The organism is Paraburkholderia sp. A3BS-1L (assembly GCF_051125215.1).
In the GTDB taxonomy this organism is placed as follows: domain Bacteria; phylum Pseudomonadota; class Gammaproteobacteria; order Burkholderiales; family Burkholderiaceae; genus Paraburkholderia.
Window position 1 is genome coordinate 3,282,118 of the sequence record NZ_CP120442.1, and the last position, 23,173, is coordinate 3,305,290.

Annotated in this window: 24 protein-coding genes; 13 read left to right on the top strand and 11 right to left on the bottom strand. The window is 66.5% G+C overall.

Annotated elements, in window-relative coordinates; translation table 11 throughout:
* The first annotated feature begins 20 nt into the window (after positions 1–20).
* Entirely contained in the window at positions 21–1,238 is a 1,218-nt protein-coding gene (gspF, locus tag P5W99_RS15015; protein WP_421025104.1) for a type II secretion system inner membrane protein GspF, read from the top strand.
* A 69-nt stretch (positions 1,239–1,307) separates the two neighbouring features.
* On the opposite strand, the gene P5W99_RS15020 is transcribed toward gspF, so the two are convergent.
* Entirely contained in the window at positions 1,308–1,721 is a 414-nt protein-coding gene (locus P5W99_RS15020) for a hypothetical protein (protein WP_421025105.1), read from the bottom strand.
* Positions 1,722–1,922: 201 nt separating this feature from the next.
* On the opposite strand from P5W99_RS15020, the gene gspG reads away from it, so the two are divergent.
* The 8 genes from gspG (at position 1,923) to P5W99_RS15060 (ending at position 8,295) form a co-directional block, all read left to right on the top strand.
* Positions 1,923–2,387, top strand: a complete 465-nt coding sequence (gene gspG, locus P5W99_RS15025) for a type II secretion system major pseudopilin GspG (RefSeq protein WP_035523236.1) — start codon at positions 1,923–1,925, stop codon at positions 2,385–2,387.
* Positions 2,388–2,579: 192 nt separating this feature from the next.
* On the top strand, positions 2,580–3,071 hold the full coding sequence (locus P5W99_RS15030) for a GspH/FimT family pseudopilin (RefSeq protein WP_421025106.1): 492 nt from the start codon (positions 2,580–2,582) through the stop codon (positions 3,069–3,071).
* A 1-nt stretch (position 3,072) separates the two neighbouring features.
* Complete coding sequence (gene gspI, locus P5W99_RS15035; protein WP_421025107.1) at positions 3,073–3,489, top strand: type II secretion system minor pseudopilin GspI; 417 nt, start codon at positions 3,073–3,075, stop codon at positions 3,487–3,489.
* 7 nt (positions 3,490–3,496) lie between these two features.
* Positions 3,497–4,222: a PulJ/GspJ family protein gene (locus P5W99_RS15040; protein WP_421025301.1), complete on the top strand. Its 726-nt coding sequence runs from the start codon at positions 3,497–3,499 to the stop codon at positions 4,220–4,222.
* Positions 4,219–5,358, top strand: a complete 1,140-nt coding sequence (gene gspK / locus P5W99_RS15045) for a type II secretion system minor pseudopilin GspK (protein ID WP_421025108.1) — start codon at positions 4,219–4,221, stop codon at positions 5,356–5,358. Before P5W99_RS15040 ends, gspK begins: the two co-directional genes overlap by 4 nt.
* A 34-nt stretch (positions 5,359–5,392) precedes the next feature.
* Positions 5,393–6,856 (top strand): type II secretion system protein GspL, encoded by a 1,464-nt coding sequence (gene gspL, locus P5W99_RS15050; protein ID WP_421025109.1) that lies wholly within the window; start codon positions 5,393–5,395, stop codon positions 6,854–6,856.
* Positions 6,832–7,383 (top strand): type II secretion system protein M, encoded by a 552-nt coding sequence (locus tag P5W99_RS15055; RefSeq protein ID WP_421025110.1) that lies wholly within the window; start codon positions 6,832–6,834, stop codon positions 7,381–7,383. The genes gspL and P5W99_RS15055 overlap by 25 nt, the downstream gene beginning before the upstream one ends.
* A 132-nt stretch (positions 7,384–7,515) precedes the next feature.
* On the top strand, positions 7,516–8,295 hold the full coding sequence (locus P5W99_RS15060; RefSeq protein WP_421025111.1) for a type II secretion system protein N: 780 nt from the start codon (positions 7,516–7,518) through the stop codon (positions 8,293–8,295).
* Between the two features lie 36 nt (positions 8,296–8,331).
* Here P5W99_RS15060 and P5W99_RS15065 read toward each other — a convergent pair whose 3' ends face one another.
* On the bottom strand, positions 8,332–9,963 hold the full coding sequence (locus P5W99_RS15065) for an efflux transporter outer membrane subunit (RefSeq protein WP_421025112.1): 1,632 nt from the start codon (positions 9,961–9,963) through the stop codon (positions 8,332–8,334).
* A 225-nt stretch (positions 9,964–10,188) separates the two neighbouring features.
* A complete protein-coding gene (locus tag P5W99_RS15070; RefSeq protein ID WP_421025113.1) occupies positions 10,189–10,617 on the bottom strand; it encodes a hypothetical protein in 429 nt (142 codons plus the stop codon).
* Between the two features lie 231 nt (positions 10,618–10,848).
* On the opposite strand from P5W99_RS15070, the gene P5W99_RS15075 reads away from it, so the two are divergent.
* The 3 genes from P5W99_RS15075 to P5W99_RS15085 all read left to right on the top strand — a co-directional run bounded on the left by P5W99_RS15075 (position 10,849) and on the right by P5W99_RS15085 (position 15,064).
* Complete coding sequence (locus P5W99_RS15075) at positions 10,849–11,379, top strand: MarR family winged helix-turn-helix transcriptional regulator (protein ID WP_421025114.1); 531 nt, start codon at positions 10,849–10,851, stop codon at positions 11,377–11,379.
* 157 nt (positions 11,380–11,536) lie between these two features.
* Complete coding sequence (locus P5W99_RS15080; protein WP_421025115.1) at positions 11,537–13,105, top strand: DHA2 family efflux MFS transporter permease subunit; 1,569 nt, start codon at positions 11,537–11,539, stop codon at positions 13,103–13,105.
* A gap of 219 nt (positions 13,106–13,324) precedes the next feature.
* Positions 13,325–15,064 (top strand): IS1634 family transposase, encoded by a 1,740-nt coding sequence (locus P5W99_RS15085; RefSeq protein WP_434661312.1) that lies wholly within the window; start codon positions 13,325–13,327, stop codon positions 15,062–15,064.
* 70 nt (positions 15,065–15,134) lie between these two features.
* Here P5W99_RS15085 and P5W99_RS15090 read toward each other — a convergent pair whose 3' ends face one another.
* The 6 genes from P5W99_RS15090 to P5W99_RS15115 form a co-directional block, all read right to left on the bottom strand.
* Positions 15,135–15,842 (bottom strand): OmpA family protein, encoded by a 708-nt coding sequence (locus P5W99_RS15090; protein ID WP_421025116.1) that lies wholly within the window; start codon positions 15,840–15,842, stop codon positions 15,135–15,137.
* A gap of 166 nt (positions 15,843–16,008) precedes the next feature.
* A complete protein-coding gene (locus P5W99_RS15095; protein ID WP_421025117.1) occupies positions 16,009–16,503 on the bottom strand; it encodes a hypothetical protein in 495 nt (164 codons plus the stop codon).
* Positions 16,504–16,668: 165 nt separating this feature from the next.
* Positions 16,669–18,291: a glutamate--cysteine ligase gene (gene gshA / locus P5W99_RS15100; RefSeq protein ID WP_434661313.1), complete on the bottom strand. Its 1,623-nt coding sequence runs from the start codon at positions 18,289–18,291 to the stop codon at positions 16,669–16,671.
* A 138-nt stretch (positions 18,292–18,429) separates the two neighbouring features.
* Complete coding sequence (locus P5W99_RS15105; RefSeq protein WP_421025302.1) at positions 18,430–19,410, bottom strand: DNA-3-methyladenine glycosylase family protein; 981 nt, start codon at positions 19,408–19,410, stop codon at positions 18,430–18,432.
* Positions 19,411–19,511: 101 nt separating this feature from the next.
* Positions 19,512–20,720, bottom strand: a complete 1,209-nt coding sequence (gene ada / locus P5W99_RS15110) for a bifunctional DNA-binding transcriptional regulator/O6-methylguanine-DNA methyltransferase Ada (protein WP_421025119.1) — start codon at positions 20,718–20,720, stop codon at positions 19,512–19,514.
* Positions 20,721–20,805: 85 nt separating this feature from the next.
* Complete coding sequence (locus P5W99_RS15115) at positions 20,806–20,976, bottom strand: hypothetical protein (protein ID WP_421025120.1); 171 nt, start codon at positions 20,974–20,976, stop codon at positions 20,806–20,808.
* A gap of 185 nt (positions 20,977–21,161) precedes the next feature.
* On the opposite strand from P5W99_RS15115, the gene P5W99_RS15120 reads away from it, so the two are divergent.
* Positions 21,162–21,572 carry a VOC family protein gene (locus P5W99_RS15120; protein WP_421025121.1) on the top strand — a complete coding sequence of 137 codons (411 nt, stop codon included), beginning with the start codon at positions 21,162–21,164 and terminating at the stop codon, positions 21,570–21,572.
* A gap of 54 nt (positions 21,573–21,626) precedes the next feature.
* Here P5W99_RS15120 and P5W99_RS15125 read toward each other — a convergent pair whose 3' ends face one another.
* Together P5W99_RS15125 and sap1 are read right to left on the bottom strand one after the other, a co-directional pair.
* Complete coding sequence (locus P5W99_RS15125) at positions 21,627–22,181, bottom strand: YaeQ family protein (protein ID WP_421025122.1); 555 nt, start codon at positions 22,179–22,181, stop codon at positions 21,627–21,629.
* A 280-nt stretch (positions 22,182–22,461) separates the two neighbouring features.
* Positions 22,462–22,803, bottom strand: a complete 342-nt coding sequence (gene sap1 / locus P5W99_RS15130; RefSeq protein ID WP_421025123.1) for a surface attachment protein Sap1 — start codon at positions 22,801–22,803, stop codon at positions 22,462–22,464.
* Between the last annotated feature and the right edge of the window lie 370 nt (positions 22,804–23,173).

Consider the following 23,173-nt stretch of genomic DNA (forward strand, 5'->3'; position numbering starts at 1 on the left):
AGGCGAAGGCAAGGAAGACGATGCCGGCATTCCGTTTCGAAGCGATCGACGCCGCGGGCAAGGCGCAAAAGGGCGTGCTCGACGCGGACAGCGCGCGCGGCGCGCGTGCGCAACTGCGCGGCCAGGGCCTCACGCCGCTCGTGGTCGAGCCGGCGGCGACCCGCACGCGCGGCGCGCGCGCCCAGCGCCTCGCGCTCGGGCGGCGTCTCTCGCAGCGCGAGCAGGCGATTCTCACGCGCCAGCTCGCGAGCCTGCTGGTGGCGGGGCTGCCGCTTGGCGAGGCGCTCGCGGTGCTCACCGAGCAGGCCGAGCGCGACTACATTCGCGAACTGATGGCCGCGATCCGCGCAGAAGTGCTGGGCGGCCACTCGCTCGCCAACGCGCTCGCGCAGCATCCGCGCGATTTTCCCGACATCTACCGCGCGCTCGTCGCGGCGGGCGAGCACACCGGCAAGCTCGGCATCGTGCTCTCGCGCCTCGCCGATTACATCGAGCAGCGCAACGCGCTCAAGCAGAAGATCGTGCTGGCCTTCACTTACCCGACGATCGTCACGATCATCGCGTTCGGCATCGTCACGTTCCTGCTGAGCTATGTGGTGCCGCAGGTCGTGAATGTGTTTGCGAGCACCAAGCAGCAACTGCCGTTTCTGACCATCGTGATGATGGCGCTGTCGGGCTTCGTGCGGCAATGGTGGTGGGCCGTGCTGATCGCGGTGGCGATCGTCGCGTGGATCGTGCGCGCGACCTTGCGCCGGCCCGGGCCGCGTCTCGCGTTCGACCGGTGGCTCCTCACGGCGCCGCTCGCGGGCAAGCTCGTGCGCGGCTACAACACGGTGCGATTTGCGAGCACGCTCGGCATTCTGAGCGCGGCGGGCGTGCCGATCCTGCGCGCACTGCAGGCGGCCGGCGAAACGCTTTCGAACCGCGCCATGCGCATGAACGTGGACGACGCCATCGTGCGCGTGCGCGAAGGCACGTCGCTCTCGCGCGCGCTGGGCAATACGAAGACGTTTCCGCCCGTGCTGGTGCACCTGATCCGCTCGGGTGAGGCGACCGGCGATGTCACGACCATGCTCGACCGCGCCGCCGAAGGCGAGGCGCGCGAACTGGAGCGACGCACGATGTTTCTCACGAGCCTGCTCGAGCCGCTGTTGATTCTGGCGATGGGGGGCGTGGTGCTGGTGATCGTGCTCGCGGTGATGCTGCCGATCATCGAGTTGAACAATCTGGTGCAGTGAGTCGCGCAGCGAGCCGGGCGGGTGCTAGCAGAAAAGCTTGCCAGCAAGCAGCGCGGCGCGCGGAGTCGGTCAGCGTACGTAGATGGTGGGGCCGGCGGCATTGGCCGGCAGGAAGACTTCGGAGTGCACGCCGTGGCGGTTGACGATGATCGAGCGTGCGCGCACTTCGGCGAGCGTCGCGTCCGGGCCGATCAGGCCGCCGAGCGAGATGGCCTTGGCCGGGTCGCCGCCGAAGCTCACGATGGCCGCTGCGCCCTGCTTGAGCGCGAGGATGCCGAACAGGTGGATGTCCTGCACGACGTTGCGCTCGAGCTTGCCGCCAAAGAGCGTGCCGGCCTCGGCGACCGAAATGGGCGCCTGGGCGGCGGCGGCTTGCACCGGGGTGGCGCGCGTTGCGGCGATTTCGAGCGTCCACCACGCAGCCGTGGCGCAGAACACCGCGAACGCGGCGAGTGACAGAAGACGGATTTGCAGTGGGTTCATGCGCTCCATTGTACGGAGTATTGTGAACGTTTTGATGGCGCGCCTCGGGAGCCGCGGGTGCGGGTCTCAAAGGCGTCATCGTGTGACATTACAATGACCCGTCATGCGCGCGCGAACCCGCGAATCCGGGTTCGCGCGCAACAACGAAACAGGGCGCACAGGGTGCGCCGCAACGATCATTCGCCAGGAGGGAAGCCACTTATGTCCATATGGACCCGCAGCCATGCCGAAATCGAACGCCGGCGCGCACGTCGCCAGCGCGGTTTCACGCTGATCGAAATCATGGTCGTGATCGCGATCCTCGGTATTCTCGCGGCGCTGATCGTGCCGAAGATCATGAGCCGTCCCGATGAAGCCCGCCGCGTCGCCGCGCGCCAGGACATCGGTACGGTCATGCAGGCGATGAAGCTCTATCGGCTCGACAATGGCCGCTATCCGACTCAGGATCAGGGCCTCCAGGCGCTGGTCCAAAAACCCACCACCGACCCGGTGCCGAACAACTGGAAGGACGGCGGCTATCTCGAGCGCCTGCCCAACGATCCGTGGGGCAATCCGTACCAGTACCTGAATCCGGGTGTGCACGGCGAGATCGACGTCTTCAGCTATGGCTCCGACGGCAAGCCCGGCGGCGAAGGCAACGACGCCGACGTCGGGTCCTGGCAATAGGCCATGAGCCGGCGACGAACCGGCAACGAATAGATTACGAACCGGCAATGGAATCCCGACGGGTCCACCAAGGTCTGCCGGGGCTCGCTGGGGCTGGATGCATGCTCGCGGCCCCGTTTCCCGATCATCTCCAGCTTCGCTTTCTTCATCTCCATGCACGCCCGTCCCCTTCGCTGTTGCGACCGCACGCCGATGCGCACCCCGCGCGCGGCGCGCGCACGTTCGGCTAGCCGTTCGGCAGGCTTCACGCTGCTGGAAATGCTGGTCGTGCTGATGATCGCGGGGCTGCTGGTGTCGCTCGCGTCGCTTTCGCTTACACGCAATCCGCGCACCGATCTGAACGAAGAGGCGCAGCGCCTCGCGCTGCTGTTCGAATCCGCCGGCGACGAGGCGCAGGTGCGTGCGCGCCCTATCGCGTGGCAGCCGGTCGAGGGCGGGTTTCGCTTCGACGTGCATACCGAGGACGGCTGGCGTCCGCTGCGCGATGATCTGCTCGGTCCGCGCAAGTGGGAAGGCGGCGTGACGGGCGTATCGATTACCTACTCCGGCAGCGATGACCTGCATGCGAGCCGCCTCGTGTTCGGCACCGAGGCCGTCGAGCAGCCCGTCGAAATCACGCTGTTCTCGGCGGCGGGCCATGCCACCATCGTCGGTACCGGCGCGGGCCGGTATGAGGTCCGCTGAGATGCGCAAGGCCACCCGCCTGGTTCCTCGTCGCGACGCCCGCACCGCGACGCGCGGCTTCACCATGATCGAAGTGCTGGTCGCGCTCGCCATCGTGGCGATCGCGCTTGCGGCCTCGTTGCGCGCCGTGGGTAGCCTCGCGGCGAGCGAAGCCGATCTGCACCAGCGCCTGCTCGCGGGCTGGAGCGCCGACAACGCGCTCGCGCAACTGCGTCTCGCACACGCGTGGCCCGAGGTCGGCGAGCGCCGCTTCGACTGCTCGCAAGGCAATTTGCAGCTGACCTGCACGCAGCACGTCACGGCCACGCCCAATCCCGTTTTCCGCCGCGTGGAGGTCTCGGTGACGACGCCGGGCCGTGACGGCAATCTCGCGCAACTCGTCACGGTGCTCGGCAATGAGACGAACCGGTCGCTGTGATCGCGCGATGCGCCGAAAGCGCGTCCCGCCGGGGCGGTGGCATGGGCCGTCCGCCGGGCACGCTACTTCGCGCAGCGCTTTGCGCACCCGCCGCGCCGCCGGCTTCACGCTGATCGAACTGCTCGTTGCCATCGCTATTCTCGCGGTGGTCGCGATCTTGTCGTGGCGCGGCCTGGACCAGATCGTGCGCGGCCGCGACGTCCTCACGCATTCGATGGCCGAAGAGCGCGTGTTTGCGCAGATGTTCGACCAGATGCGCATCGACGCGCGCCACGCCGTCAGCGACGACGAAGCGGGTGCGCCCGCGGTCTCCGTCGACGGCGGCGCGCTGCAGATCGTGCGCGCGTTCGCGGTGCCGCCCGGCGCGCCGCCGCGTTTGCAGGTGGTGCGCTACCGCGTAAGCGACGGGCGCGTCGTACGCTACGCGTCGCCGCCGCTCGCCAATCTCGGCGACTTGCGGCGCGCGCTGCGTGGCGGCGAGAGCGATGCGTGGAGCGCCTTGCCGATGATGCAGGGCGTGGGCGCGATCGACGCGCGGCTCTACGTGGAAAAGTTGGGCTGGACCTCGGACATGAACCAGGTGCGCTCGCAGATCGCGACGAACAATAGCAGCGTGAAGGTGCCCCAACTCGGCAACGCGCCCGTGCCGCGCGCGGTGACCGGGCTCGAGGTGAGCGTTAGCGCGCGCTCGCTTGCGCGGCCGGTCACGCGCGTCTTTCTCGTGGGGGAATGAGCGTGCGACAGCATCGAATTCCCCGCCTCCTTACCTGTAACGCGGTACGTGCTACCGCGCGTCGCCAGCGCGGCGCCGCGATCATCAGCGCGCTGCTGGTGGTCGCGCTCGCCGCGATTCTGGTCTCGGGCATGTTGTGGCGCCAGCAGGTGCAGGTGCGCCGCATCGAAAATCAGCGGCTGCTCGCACAAGGACAGTGGATCGCGCGCGCCGCGCTCGACTGGACGCGCCTCGTGCTGCGCTCCGAGGGCGACACCTCGGCGGGCGTGACCTATCTGGGCGGCGCGTGGGGCATGCCGGTCGCGAAGACGCGCCTTTCCGACTTCCTCGGCCAGATTGGCGAAGCCCGCGCGGAACAGGGCGCCGACACCTGGCTCTCCGGCTCCATCGAAGACGCTCAGGCGCGCTTCAATCTGCGCAATCTCGTTTCCACCTCCGCGCCGGGCGCGCTGCAACTGAATCTCGCGCAAATCCAGGCGTTCGCGCGCCTCTTGCAGCTGCTTGGCATCGATGGTCAGCTTGCAAAAAATGCGGCCGTCTACCTGCGCTCGGGGCTCGCCCACTCGATCACGCGCTTTCAGACCGGCGCCACGGCGGCGGGCAGCACCGGCACGGCCGCGAATGCTCAGCAAGTCGCGGGCGGCACGGGAGGCGGTGCGAACTTCACCGACAACCCCGGCCTTTCCGATGCCGACTCCAACAGCGCCGTCGCGCCGCTGCTCATGACGAGCACCGATGCGCTGCTCGACGTGCCGGGCTTCACGCCCGACATCGTCGCGCGGCTGCGCCCGTTCGTGACGGTCCTGCCCACCACGACGCCTGTGAACATGAACACGGCGAGCGCCGAGGTGATCGCAGCGATCGTGCAGGGCATGAGCCTGTCCGGCGCGCAGGCGTTCGTGGCGCGGCGCCAGACCGTGTTTTTCCACAACCTCGCCGATGTGCAGCTCGCGCTGCAAGGCGCGGGGGCCGGACAAACCAGCGTCGACTCGACGCAATGCGACGTCAATACAAGCTATTTTGTGGTTCATGGGCGCGTGCAGCACGAGCGCGCCGTCGTGGACCGCACCACGCTCGTGTGGCGCGACCCGCTCACCCATACGACGCGCATCGTGCGCGTGCGCGACGAACCATGAAATCGTACCCGTCCAACATCGAAAAGAGGTGCGTTTGAGCACGCTGATCGTCCTGATGCCGCCGCGCGATCCGGCGGTCCACTCGCAGGAATGGCAATTGCCCGAACTGCCGTTCGTGCTGCTCGACAAAGCGGGCCAGACGCAGCGCGCGGGCCGGGCGGCGCTCGGCCTGTTGCCGAAGGCGTCGGCCACCGTGCTGCTGATCGCCGCGCGCGATCTGCTCATGGTCGCCGCCACGGTGCCGCCGCTCAAGGGGCCGCGGCTGCGCCAGGCGCTGCCGAACGTCGTCGAGGATCATCTGATCCAGGATCCGCAGACTTGCCATCTCGCGCTGGATCCTGCGCGCCTGCCGGGCGGGATGCAGACCGTCGCGGCCGTCGACCGCGGGTGGTTCCGCTTCCTCATCGAAGGATTCACGGGCGCGGGGCACCGCAACCTGCGCGCGGTGCCGGTGGCGCGCTGCTTGCCCGATAGCCTGCCCGATGCGGCGGGGGGTACCGGCGCTGCTGCTGCGCAGGCGCTGCAAGCCGCGGCGTACGCAGGCGAGCCCTCCATGCCGCCCGCCTCGACGGAAGTTGCCGACCATGCCAAAGCTGCCGGCGGCGCAGGCAGTGCCGATGGTACCGATGGCGCCGATAGTGCAAGCAGCCCGGTAACGGCCTGCGTATTCGGCCCGGTCATGTCGACGGCGCCCGCGCTTCTGCCTGACGTGGCGGCGGCCGTATCCAGCACCGTGGCAGGCGCGTCCAGCGCGCTGCTCGAACTCGCGATCGTGCGCGGCGCGATGGCTGAAGGCTTTGCGGTGCCGGCGGCAAATCTTGCCGCGACCGTGGCGGCGCTGGCCGGCGACGCGCCCGTCATGCGCTACGTGCTGACGGGGGTGCCAGGCGAATTCGCGAGCGCCGCCGACAAAGCTGCGCTCGCGGCGGCGCTGCCCGGTGCGCAGCCGCTTGGCTTCGAGACGCTCGCGAAGCGCGCGCTCGCGTGCAAGTTCGACCTCTGCCAGTTCGAATTCGCGGTGCAGCCGTGGCGTCTCGATCGCGCGACGCTGCGCCGGCTGCGCGTGCCGCTCGCGCTAGTGGCGGCTTCGCTCGTGGTCGCGATCGTCGGTGCGAACGTGCAGTGGCTGATGCTGGCGCGCCAGCGCGACGCTATCAACACGCAGATGACCGAGCTGCTGCTCAACGCGTTCCCGAAGACGACGGTGGTGCTCGACCCCGCCGGGCAGATGGCGCGCCAGCTTTCCCAGTTGCGCGTGGCAGCGGGCGAGCCCTCGCCCGACGATTTCCTCGCGCTCGCCGACGCCTTCGCGCGCTCGCTCGGGCCGGTGCCCGCGAATGCGATTGCAGCGCTCGACTATCACGACCGGCGCCTCGACGTGACCTTCAAGCCCGGCGTCAATGTCGACGCCGACTTGAGCAAGCGGCTTGCGCGCAATGGCCTCGCGGCCACGCAGGACAGCAGCAGCGGCAAATGGACGATCAGGAGCGCATCGTGAAGACAACCGGTTCGAGCAGCGCATGGGTGCAGACCTTGAGCGAGCAGTGGAGCAACTTTTGGGAAGTCCGCACCGCGCGCGAAAAAATGCTGCTGACCTGGGGCGGCGCGGTGCTGGTCGTGGCAATCGGCTATTCGGTGCTATGGCAACCGGCGGCGGACGGCCGCGCGCGCCTGCGCGAGAACTTGCCCGCGATGAAGCGCCAGCTTGCGCAGATGACCGCGCAGGCCGACGAGGCGCGTGCGCTCGCGGGCGCGGCGGCGAGCGTCGCGCCTGGCGGCCAGGCGCTCAAGGATGCGCTGACCGCATCACTCTCCGACCACGGCATGCCGAACGCGCAGGTGCAATTGATCGGCACGACAGCGCAGGTGCAGATGAAGAATGCCTCGTTCCCGGCGTGGGCGGCCTGGCTCGACGACGTGCGCAAGCAGTACAAGGTGCAGGTGGTCGAGGCTCACATCACGGCGCTGAAGGCCGACGGCCAGGTCGATTTGACCGCGTCGCTGCAGCCGGCGAACGCGCGCTAAGGCGCGAAACGCGGTCGACCGCGAAGCATGGGACCAGAGTAAGGCGCTTTGCATGGGCCCGGAGTAAGTGCTGAAGCACTAGCTCCGGCCGACAGCTAAAGCGCCAACTCTGGTCGACAGGAGATTCCTCGCATGTCTTATTGGATGCGGCGCGCGCGCGCCGTGTTGCCCTGGCTATTCGTAGCCGTGTTGTCCGTAGGCGCGGTGCTGCTCGTGCGGCTGCCCGCCGCGTGGATCGCGCCGCAGTTCGCGCGCGCGACCCAGGGCCATGTCAACCTCGTCGATCCGCAAGGCTCGCTCTGGCACGGCTCGGCCACGCTCATGCTCGCCGCCGGCCGCGACGTGCAGGGCGCGACGCTTCTGCCGGGCCGCATCGAATGGAGCACGTCGTTCTGGGCGCTCCTCACGGGCCGCGTGCGCATGCAGATGCGCCAGACCGAGGCCATGCCCGACCCTGTCGACGTCGAAGCGACGTTGCGCGGCGCGACGGTCACGTCGGGCGCGATCGCGGTGCCCGCGTCGCTGCTCGCGGGCCTCGGCGCGCCGTTCAACACGCTAGATCTGGATGGCAACGTGCGGCTCGCGTGGAGTCCCTGGCGCGTATTCGGCGCCGATGCATTCGGGCGCTTGACCGTCACGCTCGGCGACATGAGCTCACGCGTCTCGCTCGTGAAGCCGCTCGGCTCGTATGAGGCGGTGCTTCAGGCGCAGGGCGCGTCATCGACGCTCGATCTGAGCACGCAGCAAGGACCGTTGCTGCTCGACGGGCATGGCACGTTTTCGCGCTCGTCGGCGTCGTTCAATGGCACCGCGAGCGCGACGCCCGATCAGCGCGAGAATCTGGCGGGATTGCTGAATCTGCTGGGACGGCCCACGGGAACCGGCGCTGTGGCGCTGACCTTCATGCGCTGACGCCATGAATCCGCGAGGTGTAGCGCGCCACCGGGCTTACTGCGGTTGAGCGCCCTGCGCTGCCGCACCCTGCACGGCGCCACGCATCGAAGGCGCCTGGCCTGGCGCGCCCGGCACCGCGGAGTCCGATGCCGCGACAGGCGCGGGCGCCGCTACGCCGCCGGTTTCGCGCGCCATCTGCGAGACGTCCCAGCCGCCGCCGAGCGCCTTCACGAGCCCGACCGACGACACCATGCGCTGCCCCGCGATGCTCGCGAGCTTTTGCTGCGCCGTGAACGCCGTCGTCTGCGATGACAGGACGTTCTGGTAATCGGTTGTTCCGGCCTTGTATTCGTTCGTGACGATCCGCAGTGCGTGCTGAGCCGATTCCACGGCCTGCTGCTGCACGACGATTTCCTGCGCGAGGATGCGCTGCGACGCGAGGTTGTCCTCGACGTCCTGGAATGCGGCCAGCACGGTCTGCCGGTAGGCCGCGACTTGCTGGTCATAGGACGCGCGCGCCGCTTCGGTCTGCGCGCGGCGCAGGCCCGCGTCGAACACCGTGGCCGCGAGCGACGGCCCGAGCGCCCAGAAGCGCGACGGCATGGAGAGCAGCTGCGAGAGCACCGAGCTCTCGAACCCGCCGCTGGCAGAGAGCGTCAGCGTGGGAAAGAACGCGGAGATCGCTATGCCGATCTGCTCGTTCGCGGCCGCCGCCTTGCGCTCCGCCGAGGCGATGTCGGGACGCCGCTCGAGCAACGCCGAAGGCATCGTGACCGGCACGGCGGGCGGGGTGGCCATAAGCGGTGAAGGCGGAATCGAGAACGCCGAAGCCGGCTGGCCGACCAGCACGGCAATCGCGTGTTCGTCTTGGGCGCGCGCCACGCCATTGCCGATGGCGGCGGCTTGCGCGGACTGCAATTGCGTTTGCGCCTGGATGACGTCGGCGCGGCCCGCTACGCCCTGCGCGTACTGGTTCTGCGTGAGCTGCAGCGACTTCTGATAAGCCGCGACGGTGTCATCGAGCAGCTTCTGCTGGGCGTCGAGCGAGCGCAGCGTGAACCAGGTTTGCGCGAGCGTGGCCTGCGCCGAGAGGCGCGCGTTGGCCAGATCGGCGGCGGCGCCCTGCTGGCCGGCTTCCTGCGCGCTGACCGTACGGCTCACCTTGCCCCAGAGATCCGGTTCCCAGGTCGCGTCGAGGCCGAGGTTGACGTTGTTCGAGATCGATCCGCCGCCGGCAAAACCGTTGCTGCTAGAGTTCGAAACCCGCGCGGGGGAGCGTGCGCGCGAGCCCGAAAACGAGGCGCTCACCACCGGGAAATATGCCGCGCGCGCCTCGCCTACCAATGCGCGCGCCTGGCGGTACGCGGCGGCGTATTGCGCGACGGTCTGGTTGTTGGCGTTGAGCTGATCCATCAGCCCGTTGAGCTGCGCGTCGTCGTAGATGAGCCACCAGGGGCCGCGATCGGCGGTATCGGCGGGTTGTGCAGTCTTCCAGCCCTCGGGCGCTTCCTTGTACGACTCGGGCACTGCTGCAGCCGGCTTGTGATAGTCGGGGCCCACGGCGCAACCGCTCAACTGGAACGCGAGCGCTGCCACCGCGCACAGCACGGCAGGCCTGGGCGCCAGGCGCCAGGCGCGGCTACGGCGGGAAACGTGATGGCCGGGAGGGACGAAACGGCAAGACATGCAAGGAATTCCTGTCGAAGCGGCTGGCGAACCGGGTGAAAGTCGCGCGCAGCTGGTGCGCGAAGACGCGCGGCGTGGTGCGCTCTGCGGCAATGCGGCGGGCCGGGCTCGGTTCGAGGGGCTGGCAAGTTGCGGCAATGGTAGCGCACGCGCCACACGCAGCGCGGAACCTCCAAGGGTAAGCCGGAAATGGATGAGGATGTGTTACCGCACGCCGGTCGCAAATTACGCGTCGTTACGGCGCCAGCAACCCAGCGCGTGAACGGCGTGCAGCGCGGCGCGGCCTGCGCGCGTATGTGCACCCCGCATGATGTTGGCGCGGCACGCAACCTGGACGCCGGAGCAGGCGGCTTTGGCTGCCGCCGTGGTGGCCGCTGCTGCATTCATGCTTGCCGCGACCACACTTGGGCTCGTTGCAGGCGGCATGACGCCGCTCATCACCACGGACGTGCCCGCCCCGTCTCGCTGGGCGCGGCGTCGGTCGGCCCACACCATCAGCGCGACGGCGATCGAGCCGCCAGGCAGCACGAACATCGCTGCATAGAGCGCGAACTTGCGCCAACGCGCCGCGCCGCCGGTTTGCGTGAAAGCAAGCCTGGCAGTGCAGGAAACCGAGCGGCCGATGCCGCCGAGCGCGTTTTTTAGGTACAGCATGGCGCATTCAACAGGAGAATTGGGGAATACGAGGAGATAAAGTGCTTGCCTGTCATAATATTGACTATGCAATCAAACCACAACACACTTTGCATCGCACCAAATGTGCTGTTGTTTTTACGCAGCGACCATGAGAATCGGTGGCTGACGCGTCACCCAATTTATCTGCCCAGGCAGGCATATAACCGGCTAGAATTCGCCTGTTTTCGAGATGCGTGAGAGCGGCTTCCCATGAGCGAGGGTGCGTACGTACCAGGCAAGGTCGGTGTTGTGCCGAGCCTGGGCTATTTCCTGTCGACGGCCCGAAACGTGCTGGCCGCGCGGATGGACCGCGCCGTCGCGCCGCTGGGGCTGACCTCATCGCAGATCGGCGTGATCCTCCTACTGTGGTTCGAGCACGCCCGCACGCCCAATGAAATGTCGCGCGTGCTGTCATACGACACTGGATCGATGACGCGCATGCTCGACCGGTTGGAGAAAAAAGGCTTTCTCGTGCGCCAGCGCAGTCACGCGGACCGCCGTGTGGTCGAACTGGCGCTCACGCCGCTGGGGCGTGATGCGGCGCAGCAGCTGCCGGATCTGGTCGCCTCGGTGGTGAACGACCAGCTACGCGGCTTTTCCGCCGACGAAGTGACCACGCTCGTCAGCCTGTTGCAACGTTTCATCGCGAACGATGCGGACACGTCGATGGTATGCAGTCATGTCGAAGGCGGCGCGGATGTGCCATTCAGCGCAGCCGAGGAAGATCGCCACAAGCTGTGAAGCCGGTGTCGTGGCGCCTTGGCGCCAGCTAGATTTCGCCTCGATCGTGTCGCATTGCGGATAAATCACTGTCTGGGCAGTCAATGCCGCGACATTAACTTATGGACTGCCACCCGAACTGGAAACTTCGGCAAGAAGCCGAGCAAGGACCCTGAAAATGGACGCATCCACCGCCGCGCCCTCTCCCGCTCCTGCCAGCGCGGAGCCCGCGCCGTTCTCGGGCGGAAAGCTCGCGCTGCTGACCGTGGGCCTCGCGCTCGGCACTTTCATGGAGGTGCTCGACACGTCGATCGCCAACGTTGCCGTGCCGACCATTTCCGGCACGCTCGGCGTCGCCAACAGCGAAGGCACTTGGGTGATCTCCTCGTATTCGGTCGCCTCGGCAATCGCCGTGCCGCTCACGGGCTGGCTCGCGCGGCGCGTGGGCGAAGTGCGGCTCTTCACGCTTTCGGTGATCCTGTTCACGTTGGCCTCGGCGGCCTGCGGTTTCGCCGCCAATTTCGAGACGCTGATCGCCTTCCGTCTCGTGCAGGGCCTCGTCTCCGGTCCGATGGTGCCGCTTTCGCAGACGATCCTCATGCGCTCCTACCCGCCCGAGAAACGTGGGCTTGCGCTGGGACTCTGGGCCATGACGGTGATCGTCGCGCCCATCTTCGGCCCGGTCATGGGCGGCTGGATCACGGACAACTACACATGGCCGTGGATCTTCTACATCAACGTGCCGATCGGGCTCTTCTCGGGGGTTTGCGCGTTCCTGCTGCTGCGCGGACGCGAAACGAAGACCACGAAACAGCGCATCGACGCTGTGGGCCTCGTGCTGCTCGTGATCGGCGTGTCGTGCCTGCAAATGATGCTCGACCTCGGCAAGGACCGTGACTGGTTCAGCTCGAAGTTCATCGTTGCGCTCGCAATCATCGCGGCGGTGTCGCTGGCGTTCATGCTTGCGTGGGAGGCCACCGAGAAAGAGCCGGTCGTCGATCTCTCGCTCTTTCGCGACCGCAACTTCGCGCTCGGCGCATTGATCATCTCGTTCGGCTTCATGGCGTTCTTCGGCTCGGTCGTGATCTTCCCGCTCTGGCTGCAAACGGTGATGGGCTACACGGCCGGCGTCGCCGGCCTCGCGACGGCGCCGGTGGGGCTGCTCGCGCTCGTGCTCTCGCCGCTGATCGGGCGCAATATGCACAAGCTCGATCTGCGCATGGTGGCGAGCTTCGCATTCGTCGTGTTCGCGGGCGTCTCGCTATGGAACGCCACGTTCACCCTCGACGTGCCGTTCGACCAGGTGATCCTGCCACGCCTCGTGCAGGGCATCGGCGTGGCCTGCTTCTTCGTGCCGATGACGACCATCACGCTGTCGAGCATCTCCGACGAGCGCCTCGCGAGCGCATCGGGTCTGTCCAACTTCTTGCGCACGCTGTCGGGCGCGATTGGAACGGCGGCGAGCACGACGTTCTGGGAGAACTCTGCGATTTATCACCACGCGGTGTTGTCGGAGTCCGTGAGCGTATATTCGCCCAACACCAGCGCATACAGCAATGCGTTGACGAGTCTCGGCTATGCAGGGCCGGGCCTGACCGCGAAGCTCAATGAAGTGGTGACGGCGCAGGGCTACATGATGGCGACCAACGACTTCTTCCGCATCTCATGCGCGATGTTCGTCGTGCTTGCGGCGCTGGTCTGGATTACGAAGCCCAGAAAGGGAGCGGGACCGGCAATGGGCCATTGATGGCCCACTGGCGATCCCGTGATGAACGCCCGCGACAAACGCGGGCGTGTGCTGTTGCTGCCGTGATAAACGTGGTGTATTAGCCCGAGCTTTGCCTTCTCAAATAGCTGGAACCCCTATCAGTGCTGGGTTTCGGCTATTTTTTGAGGCTATCGTGTACCCATGTAAATTAGTATTTTTATATTGTATTTAGCGGTTTTTGTGCTTGAATTAGTGTTCATGTACGTCGAACACGTTCCCAACCGCAATTCCCCACCCGCGATCCTGCTGCGTGAGTCGTATCGCGATGGCAACAAGGTGAAGAAGCGCACCCTCGCCAACCTCTCGGCGCTTCCCGCCGAGGTCATCGAGGGCTTGAAGGTCCTCTTGCGCGGGGGCGTCGCGGTGCCCTCGGCTGAAGAGGCCTTCGTGATCGAGCGCAGCCTGCCACACGGACACGTGGCCGCGGCGCTCGGCGCCGCGCGCGCCTGTGGCGCCGAGCAGTGGTTTGCATCGGCGCCTGCCGCGCTGCGCTCGGTGGTGATGGCACTGCTGGTGGCGCGGGTGGTCTCGCCGGCTTCCAAGCTCGCCACCCATCGCATGTTGCGCGACGAAACCGCCACCCATTCGCTGTCGCGGCTGCTCGGTCTGGGCGACGTTGACCTTGAGCAGATCTACGCCGCGCTCGACTGGCTCGGCGATGCCCAGGAAGGCATCGAGAAGCGGCTCGCCAGGAAACATCTGGCCGGCAACACGCTGGTGCTCTATGACCTCACCTCCACCTGGGTGACCGGACGCTGCTGCGAGCTCGCCGCCCACGGCTACAGCCGCGATGGCAAGCGCGACGATCCGCAGATCGTGTTCGGGCTGGTTTGCACTCCTGATGGATGTCCGGTGGCCGTCGAAGTCTTCGCGGGCAACACCGCCGATCCGGCTACCGTGGCCTCTCAGGTGGAGAAGCTCAAGACGCGCTTTGGCATCGGCAAGCTCGCCTGGGTGGGCGACCGGGGCATGCTCACGCAGGCGCGTATTGACACGGTATTGCGCCCGGCGGGCCTGGGCTGGGTGAGCAGCCTGCGCGCGCCGCAGGTGAGCGCGCTTGCCCAGGAGAAGGGGCCCTTCCAGCCGTCGCTGTTTGATGAGCGCAATCTGCTCGAGGTGACCAGTGAGTCGTTTCCCGGTGAGCGGCTCATCGTGTGCCGCAATCCGCTGCTGGCCGAGGAGCGCAGCCGCAAGCGCGAGGCGCTGCTGCAGGCCACTGAAGCCGAGTTGATGAAGATCGCCGCAGCGACCACGCGGGCCCGCAACCGCCTGAAGGGCGTGGAGACGATTGCCTTGCGCGTGGGCCGCGTCATCGACCACTACAAGATGGCCAAGCACTTCGATCTGAGCTTTACCGACGAGGGCTTCACGTGGACGCGCAAGTCCGAACAGATCCGGCAGGAAGCGTCGCTCGACGGTCTATATGTGGTGCGCACCAGCTTGCCCGAACAGGACCTGCCAGCCGAGGCGGCCGTATCGGCCTACAAGGGCCTGGCGGTCGTGGAGCGTGCGTTCCGTTCGCTCAAGACGGTCGACCTGCAGGTGCGCCCCATATTCCACTGGAACGCCCAGCGCGTGCGCGCTCACGTGTTTCTGTGCACGCTCGCCTACTACGTCGAATGGCACATGCGCGAGACCTTGAAGCCCATGCTGTTTGACGATGAATACATCGAGCTCGCGCGCGCCGCCCGAGCTTCGCCAGTCGCCAAGGCGCAACGCTCGGAGCAGGCGAAATCCAAGGACACCACCCGGCTGGGTGAGGACGGCTTGCCACTCCACAGCTTCCGCACGCTGCTCGATGATCTGGCCACGCTCGCCTACAACGTCTGCCACACACCTCTGAACCCTGAGGCGAAGATCGTGATGACCACGCGGCCCACACCTGTTCAGGAAAAGGCCTTCCGCCTGCTCAACATCAGCCCCGCGCGTACCCAGTAACCGACTCCGCCGGACACGCGCAACCGCGACAAATCAAAGACTTGCGCGCGCCGCGCGCTCAAAGTTCGGATTAGCGGACGGTGATGCCGCTCGTCTGAATCTCGACGCGGCGATTCTGCGCGCGACCGTCGGCCGTGGCGTTGCTCGCGATCGGCTTCGACTTGCCGTAGCCGTGCACTTCGTATTTGCCCGCATGCAGGCCATGCGACTGCAGGTAGTTGCGGACGGTTTCCGCACGGCGCAGCGAGAGGCGGTCGTTCAGCGCGTTCGAACCGGTCGAATCGGTGTGGCCATTGATCACGACGGTGCCGATGTTCACGCCGTCGCTGTCCGCGATGAACTTGTTGAGTGCCTGCTTGCCTTCCGGCAGCAGGTTGTACTTGTTGATTTCGAAGTTGGCGTCGGCGCTGAGCGTAATGGTGCGCGGCTGCGTTTCGACGACCGGCGGCGGAGGCGGCGGCGGTGTCTGGACAGCGGGCTGCGGCGCCTGGCAAACGAACATGATTTCGCGCGGGTCGTTTTCGGCCTTGAATCCGGACGCAGCGCGGTCGGTTGAGGACACTCGCAGCGGCTCCTTGTTGCCGCAAATCTCGGTGACCTTCTTCATACAGGCCTTCGAGCTTTCCAGCAGGCCCAAGCACTGTACGCGATACGCCTGCGAGCCGTTGGCGAGCGTCACGACGTCGAGGTTGTAGGTCGGGCCTGACGCGGTCGTGCAACCAGCCGCGACGACGATGAGGGCAGCCAGTGCGCTGGCTGGCAGAAGTCGCATTTTCATTTTCGATTCGAATGATGGAAGAGGAATGTACTGTCGTCCGGCGCACGCCGAAGCAGAGCCACAATACGATCCCTCGACACGTCACCCAATCAGATAATGCTTAAATGCACAATCGAAGTGATTCGATTCGGAATACGAGCTATCACGCGGTGCGAACCAGCCGGGCTTACTTGGACTCATTCGCCGCGCGCGCCCCAGCCGACGATGCGGCGCCCGTATCCGCACCGGACGCGTCAGGGTTTTCCGCGTCGCCGCTGATTCCCTGGATCGGCTGTTCGACGCCCGTGCGCACGTACTGCTTGAAGGCCGCGCCGGCCGCCCATGGATCGGGCTTGCAGCCGAGCGAACTGTCACAATGGGCCGCAAAGCCGATGGTGGTCGTGCCGTCGCTGTTGTGGGTCCGCGTGATTTCGTAGGCGAGCGCGCGCTTGCCGCCGCCGGGGCCGGCGGTCTGGATCAGCGTGTCGGTCACGGTTTGCACTTCGTACTTCGAATGGTCGCGCACCCAGTCCTGGGCACGTTGCCACCAGATGTCGCACTGCGGCTTGTCGTTGCACGTGAGCGGCGCGGTGGCGATCTGCATGACGTCGGGGTTGACCTGGCCGCGCGGCGCGCAGGCCGTCAGTGCCGCGCAGAACAGGATCGGCAGGATTCGTTTCATCGTGTGGTTCCTCCCTGTATGAGCTCGCGTCGAGCGCGGCCCGGTTATCTTGTCGTCGGCACGCGGTGGCGTCGGCGGGGCGTACTGCCCATGCATTGTTGGACCGCGCCCGCACGCTGGTGTTTCCAGCAAGTGGAATGCCCAAAATACTCCACTAGCGCAGGGCTAAACGCTGTAGCGATTGAGCGTGTAGGGGCTATACGCGGTCACGAAGGCGTCGAACGAGCCCACCTCCTCGCGCTCGAGCTTGGCCTGGTCTTCCAGCGACTCGCGCGCGAGCGCCTCGAATTGTGCCATCGCCTCGGGCGAAAGCGGACGCGAGAGGAAATGCGCCGCATGGCGCTCGCTTTGCGTGAGCGCAAATTGCAGGAAGGATTGCTGGTTGCCGCGCATCGCTTCCAGCACGCGAGCGGAGGGCGTGAGCGACGCATCGGCGAGTTTCGCGCGCTGTGCAGCAAGCGAGCGCGCATGCTCGTCACCACCGCGCAGCGCGTCCAGCACGGCGGCACTGCGCTCGATCTTCGAAAGCAGCTCGGCGGCCCAATCCTGCAGCGAGACCGTGTCGTTGCCGCGTTTGAGCTCGAGGCCCGGGCGGCGCCCTTCCTTCGTGACGAGGCCGAAATTTTCGTTCGCCTGTGCGTAGTCGGCCGCCGGCAGCAGGGGGCTTTCTTCGAGTGCGCAGGTGAGCAGGTAGGCGTCGAGAAAACGCGCGGCTTCGAGCGAAATGCCGGTGGGCTCGAACGGATCGATGTCCATGCAGCGCACTTCGACGTATTGCACGCCGCGCGCGGCGAGCGCATGCAGCGGCCGTTCGCCCGGATACGTGACACGCTTCGGGCGAATCGTCGAATAGAACTCGTTTTCGATCTGCAACACGTTGGTGTTGATCTGCACCCATTCGCCGTCGCGGTGCGTGCCGATGGCTTCGTACGGCGGATACGGCTGGCTCACCGCCTGCGTGAGCGCGTCGAGGTAGCCCGTCAGCGTGTCATAGTCGGCGTGCAGCGCCGACTGGCCCGTGGTGTTCGAGTAGCCGAGGTCGCTCATGCGCAGGCTCGTCGCGTAGGGCAGATAGAGCGTGTCGGCGTCGAAGGTTTCGAGCGCATGCGCGCGGCCGCGCAGGAAGCGCGCATCGAGCGCCGGCGAGGCGCCGAACAGATACATCAGCAGCCAGCTCGTGCGGCGGAAATTGCGGATTAGCGCGAGGTAGCGCTCCGACTGATAGTCGATCTGCGTGGCCGTGGACTGGTCGTGCGCGTGCAGCACGCGCCACACCTCTTCGTTAAGCGAATAGTTGTAGTGGATGCCCGCGATGCATTGCATGGTGCGGCCGTAACGCAGCGCGAGCCCCATGCGGTAGACGTACTTGAGGCGGCCGATGTTCGAGCTGCCGTAACGTGCAATGGGAATGCCGTCGTCGGTGGCGGGCAGGAGGCCCGGCATCGACTCGTTCCACAGCATCTCGCCGTCGCGCGCGAGCGTGGCGTAGACAAAGCGATGGAGCTCGTCGAGCTTCTCGAGCGTGATGGATGCGTCGTGCTCGGCCGGCGTGATGATCTCGATCAGCGCTTCCGAGTAGTCGGTCGTGAGCGACGGATGCGTGAGCGCCGAGCCAAGCGCCGCCGAATGCGGCGTCATGGCGAGCTGGCCGTCGCGCGTCACCCGCAGGCTTTCCTTTTCGATGCCGCGCAGACCGCGCGTGAGCGCGTCGCGATGCGGCCCGGCGCTCAGCACGGAAAGGCGCTGCGTGAGAACGTCGTTCGTGCGTGTAGAGGTCGTGTCTGGCATTGAAGGGCGGGTCGGGCTCTGGCCGGCGACGCGGTGCGGCACGTGCCGCCGGCAAGGGATTTTCGGTAGCGGGCACTTTAACATCTCGCTGAAAGACCTGCTTGGGCCCCCTTCGGGCGGGACTTTGCGGGTGGTCTGCTAGCCGCCGCGCGCCGCGCCGGCCCGATCGGCGATCTCGTTCCACAGGTGCATCGCGGCATAGGCGCGCCAGGGCCGCCATGCGTCGGTGCGCGCGCGCTGCTGCGTGGGGCGCACGAGCGCGGGGTCGCGCGCGGCGATGGCCTGCATCAGCACGAGGTCGGTGGCGGGCCACGCATCGGCGTCGCGCCAGGCGCGCATGGCCACGTACTCGACGGTCCAGGGGCCGATGCCAGGCAGTGCGAGCAATCCGGCGCGCATGGCGTCGAGGGTGGCGCGTTCGGTGGCATGTTCTGCAGCGGGCGCAGTCCCGGGATCGCCAGCGGGCTCGTCATGGCGACTGCGCCGGCTGCCGGTGGCACGAAGCGCGGCGCCTTGCGCACGCGCGCGCTCCGGGGCACGTTCCGCGGGACGTTCGATAACGAGCGTCCCGCTCGCCACGGCCGCCGCGAACCCCTGGAGCGCGGCCACCCGTTTGCCCGGCATGCCGATCCCGGCAAGATCGGCGGCGGCCAATGCGGCAGGCGTGGGAAAGCGCCATGCGGTGCGCGCGTGCGCGTGGCCCTCGATACGTTTGCCCACGCGCTCGACGAGGCGGCCCACGATGGTCGTCGCGGCCTTCACGCTCACTTGCTGGCCGACGATCGCGCGCACCACGAGTTCGAAGCCCGACCACGCCCCCGGCACCCGCAGCCCCGGCGCGGCGGCGACGAGCGGCGCGAGCCATGGATCGGCGGCGAAGCCCGCGCCGATCGCGGCCGGATTTGTCCGCACGTCGAAGATGCGCGCCAGCGGCGCAGCCAATGCGGCTGCATGGGCGCTCACTGGCCCGTCGACTTCGACGACGAGGCAGTGCTTGCGCGCATGGCGGCGTACGGCGAGCGTGCCGCTCACGCCATGGAAGTCGATTGCACGCAGCCACGCGCCGTCTTCCACGGTTTCGACGCCTGGCGTCGCGCGTCCCGCCAGAAAGCGCAGCATGCGCGGCCAGTCGTAGGGGGCGCGAAACGGCAGCTCGAAGGTGGCGTCGGGATCCGGGCCGCCGCTTCGCGGCTGTTGTGGTTCGTTCGGCAGGACGGCGCTCAAGCGGCGGTCTCCGGTGTGGCGTCGGCGCGGCCGCGCTTTGAGTCTCGTTTCGCGTCGCGCGGAGGCGGGCCGCCGGCCTGTGCCGTGGCAGCGACGAGGACTTCGCCCGCACGCGCTTCGGCGTCGATCAGCGCGGCCTTGCGCGCGAGTCCCCAGCGGTAGCCGGCGAGCGCGCCGCCCTTTTGCACGACGCGGTGACAGGGAATCGCCAGCGCCACCGGGTTCGATGCGCAAGCGCTTGCCACGGCGCGTACCGCGCGCGGCGCGCCGAGCGTTTCGGCGATCTGCGTATAGCTGCGCGTCTCGCCGTACGGAATGCGCTGGAGCGCGTCCCAGACCCGCTGCTGGAACGCCGTCGCGGCAATGTCGAGCGGCAGCTCGATGTGCTCGCGGCGGCCATGCAGATAGGCGTCGATCTGCGCGACGAACGGCGCGAGCCCTGCCGTGTCCTCGATGCAATGTGCGTTCGAGAAGTCGGCCACGAGGCTTGCGCTCAATGCGCCGGGATCGTCGCCGAACGCGATCCGGCAGATACCCTTGTCCGTTGCCGCGACGAGCACGCGCCCGAGCGGCGTGGCCGCGACCGCATAGCGGATCGTGAGTCCCGCGCCCTTGCGGCGGAACGCCGACGGCGCCATGCCCAGCTCTCCCGCCACGCTCTCGTAGAGCCGCGACGACGAGTTGAAGCCCGCGTCGGCACTCGCGCGCGTGACATCGGCGCCTTGTGCGAGCGCGTCGCGCAGCACCGCGCCGCGGCGCGCCGCCAAGTATTGGCGCGGCGAGACGCCCAGCACGCGCTTGAAAAGACGCTGCAGATGGAACGGGCTCAGGTGCACGAGCTCGCCGAGCTGCGCGAGCGTGAGGCGGGCCTGGGGATCGGCGTCGAGGGCAGCGCAGGCGCGGCGCACGATCTCGAGCTCGCGCGGCAGGCCCCCGGGGCGGCAGCGCTTGCATTCACGATAGCCGGCCGCGCGCGCGGCATCGGCATCGGCGAAGAACGCCACGTTCTCGCGGCGCGGCAGGCGCGACGCGCAGGACGGGCGGCAGAACACACCGGTCGTGCGCACGGCGTAGAAGAATTGGCCGTCGGCACGCGCGTCGCGCGCCGCGATGGCGGCCCAGCGCTCGTCGTCGGTAGTCAGTGCGGGGACCGACCCGAAGGCGGCGACAAGCTCGCCGTGAGCTGCGGTCGGGATGGCGTTCATTTCGTGACTCCCGGAAATGGTGGACTCGATGGACCCACTGTAGCGGCTCCCATGCATGCCGGCCTGCCGGATCTTGCGCTGTCGTTCAGGAGATCTGGCCTGATTGCCGATTGCCAGCCGCGAATGCCCAGCCAGCAACCGCCTGCCATAAAAGCGGGGCGGTGACTGCGACAATTTGGCCCAATTGCGGGTTTTCCCTTAAAAACTTGTTGCGCCGCGTCAGATCGCTGTGTATAGTAGTTTCTGTCTCCTCCATGTCTCCTCCTGATATGGATTAAGCCCGCTCACAGTAGCGGGCTTTTTTTCGTCCAGCGAATTCGTCAGCGGACCGCATCACCCTGCCCGACTCGATCCGAGCGCTCGCGCTTCGCCATTTTCCGCCTGATTTCCCTCCCCTACACTGTGTGGATTGCGCCCGCGCGCGCCGTTTTGGGGAGAACCATGCTTATCCAGATTCGCGAAATCGATCATGTCGTCATTCGCGCGGCCGATCTCGCCGCCATGACGCGCTTTTATTGCGATGTGTTGGGCTGCCGCGTCGAACGTGAGGAGAAAAAATTGGGGCTCGTGCAGCTGCGCGCAGGCCGCTCGCTGGTCGATCTCGCCGCGATCGGCGGTGCGCTGGACCGCGACGGCGGCGCGACGCCATCAGGCGCTGCCGGCAACATGGATCATCTATGCCTGCGGGTGGAACCGTTCGATGGCGAGGCGCTCAAGGCCTGGCTCACGCAGATGGGCGCGCGCCCGGGCGAAGTGGTCGAGCGTTTTGGCTCGGAAGGCTTCGGGCCGTCGCTGTACCTGTTCGATCCCGAGGGCAACATGGTCGAATTGAAAGGGCCGCCGGTGCGTTGATTGACCCGCGGGCAACCCCCACAAAGGCAGCACGCGTGCGAGAGGGCCGCGCAATCAGACGTTTTCAGGCGCCTTGAGGACGGTCCATTCGACCGCGACGGGTTCGCTCGCGGTGTTGCCGATCCACGCCGCATGGTCCTGTACGGTGCACTGAAGGCGCATGGTCCGCTCCGCCAGAGCCCCGAGCGACGCTGCCACGCCCTCGCCCAGCGACCAGACCGTCACGTTGCGCAGCCGCTCCACCTTGCTGCGCACGCCCTGCCACCAGATATCCGAGGTGCGTCCGCCGTAAGCGATCACGATCACCTCCTCGGCACGCCCGCTTGCCTTGGCGATGCGACGCTCGTCGGGCTGCCCCACTTCGATCCAGGTCTGCACCGCGCCGGTGTAGTCCTTGCACCAGAGCGAGGGCTCATCGGTGTCCGACAGGCCCTTGCAGAATTCGAGACGATCGCTGGCGAACAGCGCGAACGCGGCGATGCGCACCATCATCCGCTCGTCGGTTTCGGACGGATGACATGCGATGGTGAGCGCATGGTCGGCGTAGTAATGCCGGTCCATGTCCGCGATCTGCAGTTCTGCCTTATAGATGGTCGATTTGAGTGCCATATCGAATGGGTGCGAATCCCGTGTGAATTCCGCGCCGCGCAAAAGCCGCACATGATAGCGAGTTTCCAGCAGATCCTGTGCCGGATTCATCGGACGGCGACGTGCTGGATCATCGCGATGGTCGGTCGCGAAAATGACGATGCAATGACGGGATCGAGGCGGATGGGCCGATGACAGGCCAATGACGAGCCGATTAAACGCAGGCGAGCGACTGGGTCGAAGGTCCAGTCGGGGCGCGTGAGCCGCTCATGGCGGGCGGCTCGCCGGTGCTACGCAACATTTACTGCTTGATGAAGCGGTCGGTGGTCCAGAGGCCCTGGTCGTCGGTGTTCGCCGCATTGACGAATTCGACGTCATGGCCAACCACGCGCACGATGCGGAACGACTGATTCTCAGGCGTGGAGAGGCAGCGATAATCGGTGAAATATTCCTGCATCTGCTGATGCTCGCCGGCCTGCTCGTGCAAGGAAACCGCGTCGAGCTTGTCCTTCGAGAGGCAGCCATACGAGCCGGGCTTGAGTTGAACGGTTTGCTGCGGCTTCAAGGCGGAATCCTGCGCTTGTGCGGAAACGGCGCAAAGGAGACCGGCAGCGAATGCGGTCATCGCGAATAGCATTTTCATGGTTGTCTCCTGTCTTATCAGAGTTGGCACTTTACGGCTTACTCCGATTCCGTATAGCGCCGCAGGCTTATACTCAGGTTAGCTATGTATTTAACTTCTACGCACGGCACACTTTTTTAAATTTAGAAGACCGCAAAAGGACTGCAAGAAGAACTTGTGTGCGAGCGCAGCAGTTGCAAGTCGACCGTGAGCCAGCGCCAGTGCAAAGTACTCAAAATTACCGTTTCAATCCGCTTTTCAAATGTATGACGCAGTGCACATAAAGTCGCGGCGTGAAGGCTTGAGCGCAAAGCCATTTAGTCATCAAACGCAGAATAAAAACGATGCCAGCGGCTCGTGGAATACATTGCTTTCTCTCGCACCCAGTGCG

What these genes read in the sequence shown, in the direction of transcription:
- gspK (WP_421025108.1), top strand. Translation starts at nt 4,219, where the DNA reads ATGAGCGTGCGACAGCATCGAATTCCCCGCCTCCTTACCTGTAACGCG.
- gspF (WP_421025104.1), top strand. Translation starts at nt 21, where the DNA reads ATGCCGGCATTCCGTTTCGAAGCGATCGACGCCGCGGGCAAGGCGCAA.
- gshA (WP_434661313.1), bottom strand. Translation starts at nt 18,291, where the DNA reads ATGCCAGACACGACCTCTACACGCACGAACGACGTTCTCACGCAGCGC.
- gspI (WP_421025107.1), top strand. Translation starts at nt 3,073, where the DNA reads ATGCGCAAGGCCACCCGCCTGGTTCCTCGTCGCGACGCCCGCACCGCG.
- P5W99_RS15080 (WP_421025115.1), top strand. Translation starts at nt 11,537, where the DNA reads ATGGACGCATCCACCGCCGCGCCCTCTCCCGCTCCTGCCAGCGCGGAG.
- P5W99_RS15105 (WP_421025302.1), bottom strand. Translation starts at nt 19,410, where the DNA reads ATGCTGCGCTTTCTGGCGGGACGCGCGACGCCAGGCGTCGAAACCGTG.
- P5W99_RS15120 (WP_421025121.1), top strand. Translation starts at nt 21,162, where the DNA reads ATGCTTATCCAGATTCGCGAAATCGATCATGTCGTCATTCGCGCGGCC.
- P5W99_RS15125 (WP_421025122.1), bottom strand. Translation starts at nt 22,181, where the DNA reads ATGGCACTCAAATCGACCATCTATAAGGCAGAACTGCAGATCGCGGAC.
- P5W99_RS15085 (WP_434661312.1), top strand. Translation starts at nt 13,325, where the DNA reads ATGTACGTCGAACACGTTCCCAACCGCAATTCCCCACCCGCGATCCTG.
- sap1 (WP_421025123.1), bottom strand. Translation starts at nt 22,803, where the DNA reads ATGAAAATGCTATTCGCGATGACCGCATTCGCTGCCGGTCTCCTTTGC.
- P5W99_RS15115 (WP_421025120.1), bottom strand. Translation starts at nt 20,976, where the DNA reads ATGGAGGAGACAGAAACTACTATACACAGCGATCTGACGCGGCGCAAC.
- P5W99_RS15060 (WP_421025111.1), top strand. Translation starts at nt 7,516, where the DNA reads ATGTCTTATTGGATGCGGCGCGCGCGCGCCGTGTTGCCCTGGCTATTC.
- P5W99_RS15040 (WP_421025301.1), top strand. Translation starts at nt 3,497, where the DNA reads ATGCGCCGAAAGCGCGTCCCGCCGGGGCGGTGGCATGGGCCGTCCGCC.
- P5W99_RS15030 (WP_421025106.1), top strand. Translation starts at nt 2,580, where the DNA reads ATGCGCACCCCGCGCGCGGCGCGCGCACGTTCGGCTAGCCGTTCGGCA.
- ada (WP_421025119.1), bottom strand. Translation starts at nt 20,720, where the DNA reads ATGAACGCCATCCCGACCGCAGCTCACGGCGAGCTTGTCGCCGCCTTC.
- P5W99_RS15055 (WP_421025110.1), top strand. Translation starts at nt 6,832, where the DNA reads ATGGACGATCAGGAGCGCATCGTGAAGACAACCGGTTCGAGCAGCGCA.
- P5W99_RS15070 (WP_421025113.1), bottom strand. Translation starts at nt 10,617, where the DNA reads ATGCTGTACCTAAAAAACGCGCTCGGCGGCATCGGCCGCTCGGTTTCC.
- P5W99_RS15075 (WP_421025114.1), top strand. Translation starts at nt 10,849, where the DNA reads ATGAGCGAGGGTGCGTACGTACCAGGCAAGGTCGGTGTTGTGCCGAGC.
- P5W99_RS15090 (WP_421025116.1), bottom strand. Translation starts at nt 15,842, where the DNA reads ATGAAAATGCGACTTCTGCCAGCCAGCGCACTGGCTGCCCTCATCGTC.
- gspG (WP_035523236.1), top strand. Translation starts at nt 1,923, where the DNA reads ATGTCCATATGGACCCGCAGCCATGCCGAAATCGAACGCCGGCGCGCA.
- P5W99_RS15020 (WP_421025105.1), bottom strand. Translation starts at nt 1,721, where the DNA reads ATGAACCCACTGCAAATCCGTCTTCTGTCACTCGCCGCGTTCGCGGTG.
- P5W99_RS15065 (WP_421025112.1), bottom strand. Translation starts at nt 9,963, where the DNA reads ATGTCTTGCCGTTTCGTCCCTCCCGGCCATCACGTTTCCCGCCGTAGC.
- P5W99_RS15095 (WP_421025117.1), bottom strand. Translation starts at nt 16,503, where the DNA reads ATGAAACGAATCCTGCCGATCCTGTTCTGCGCGGCACTGACGGCCTGC.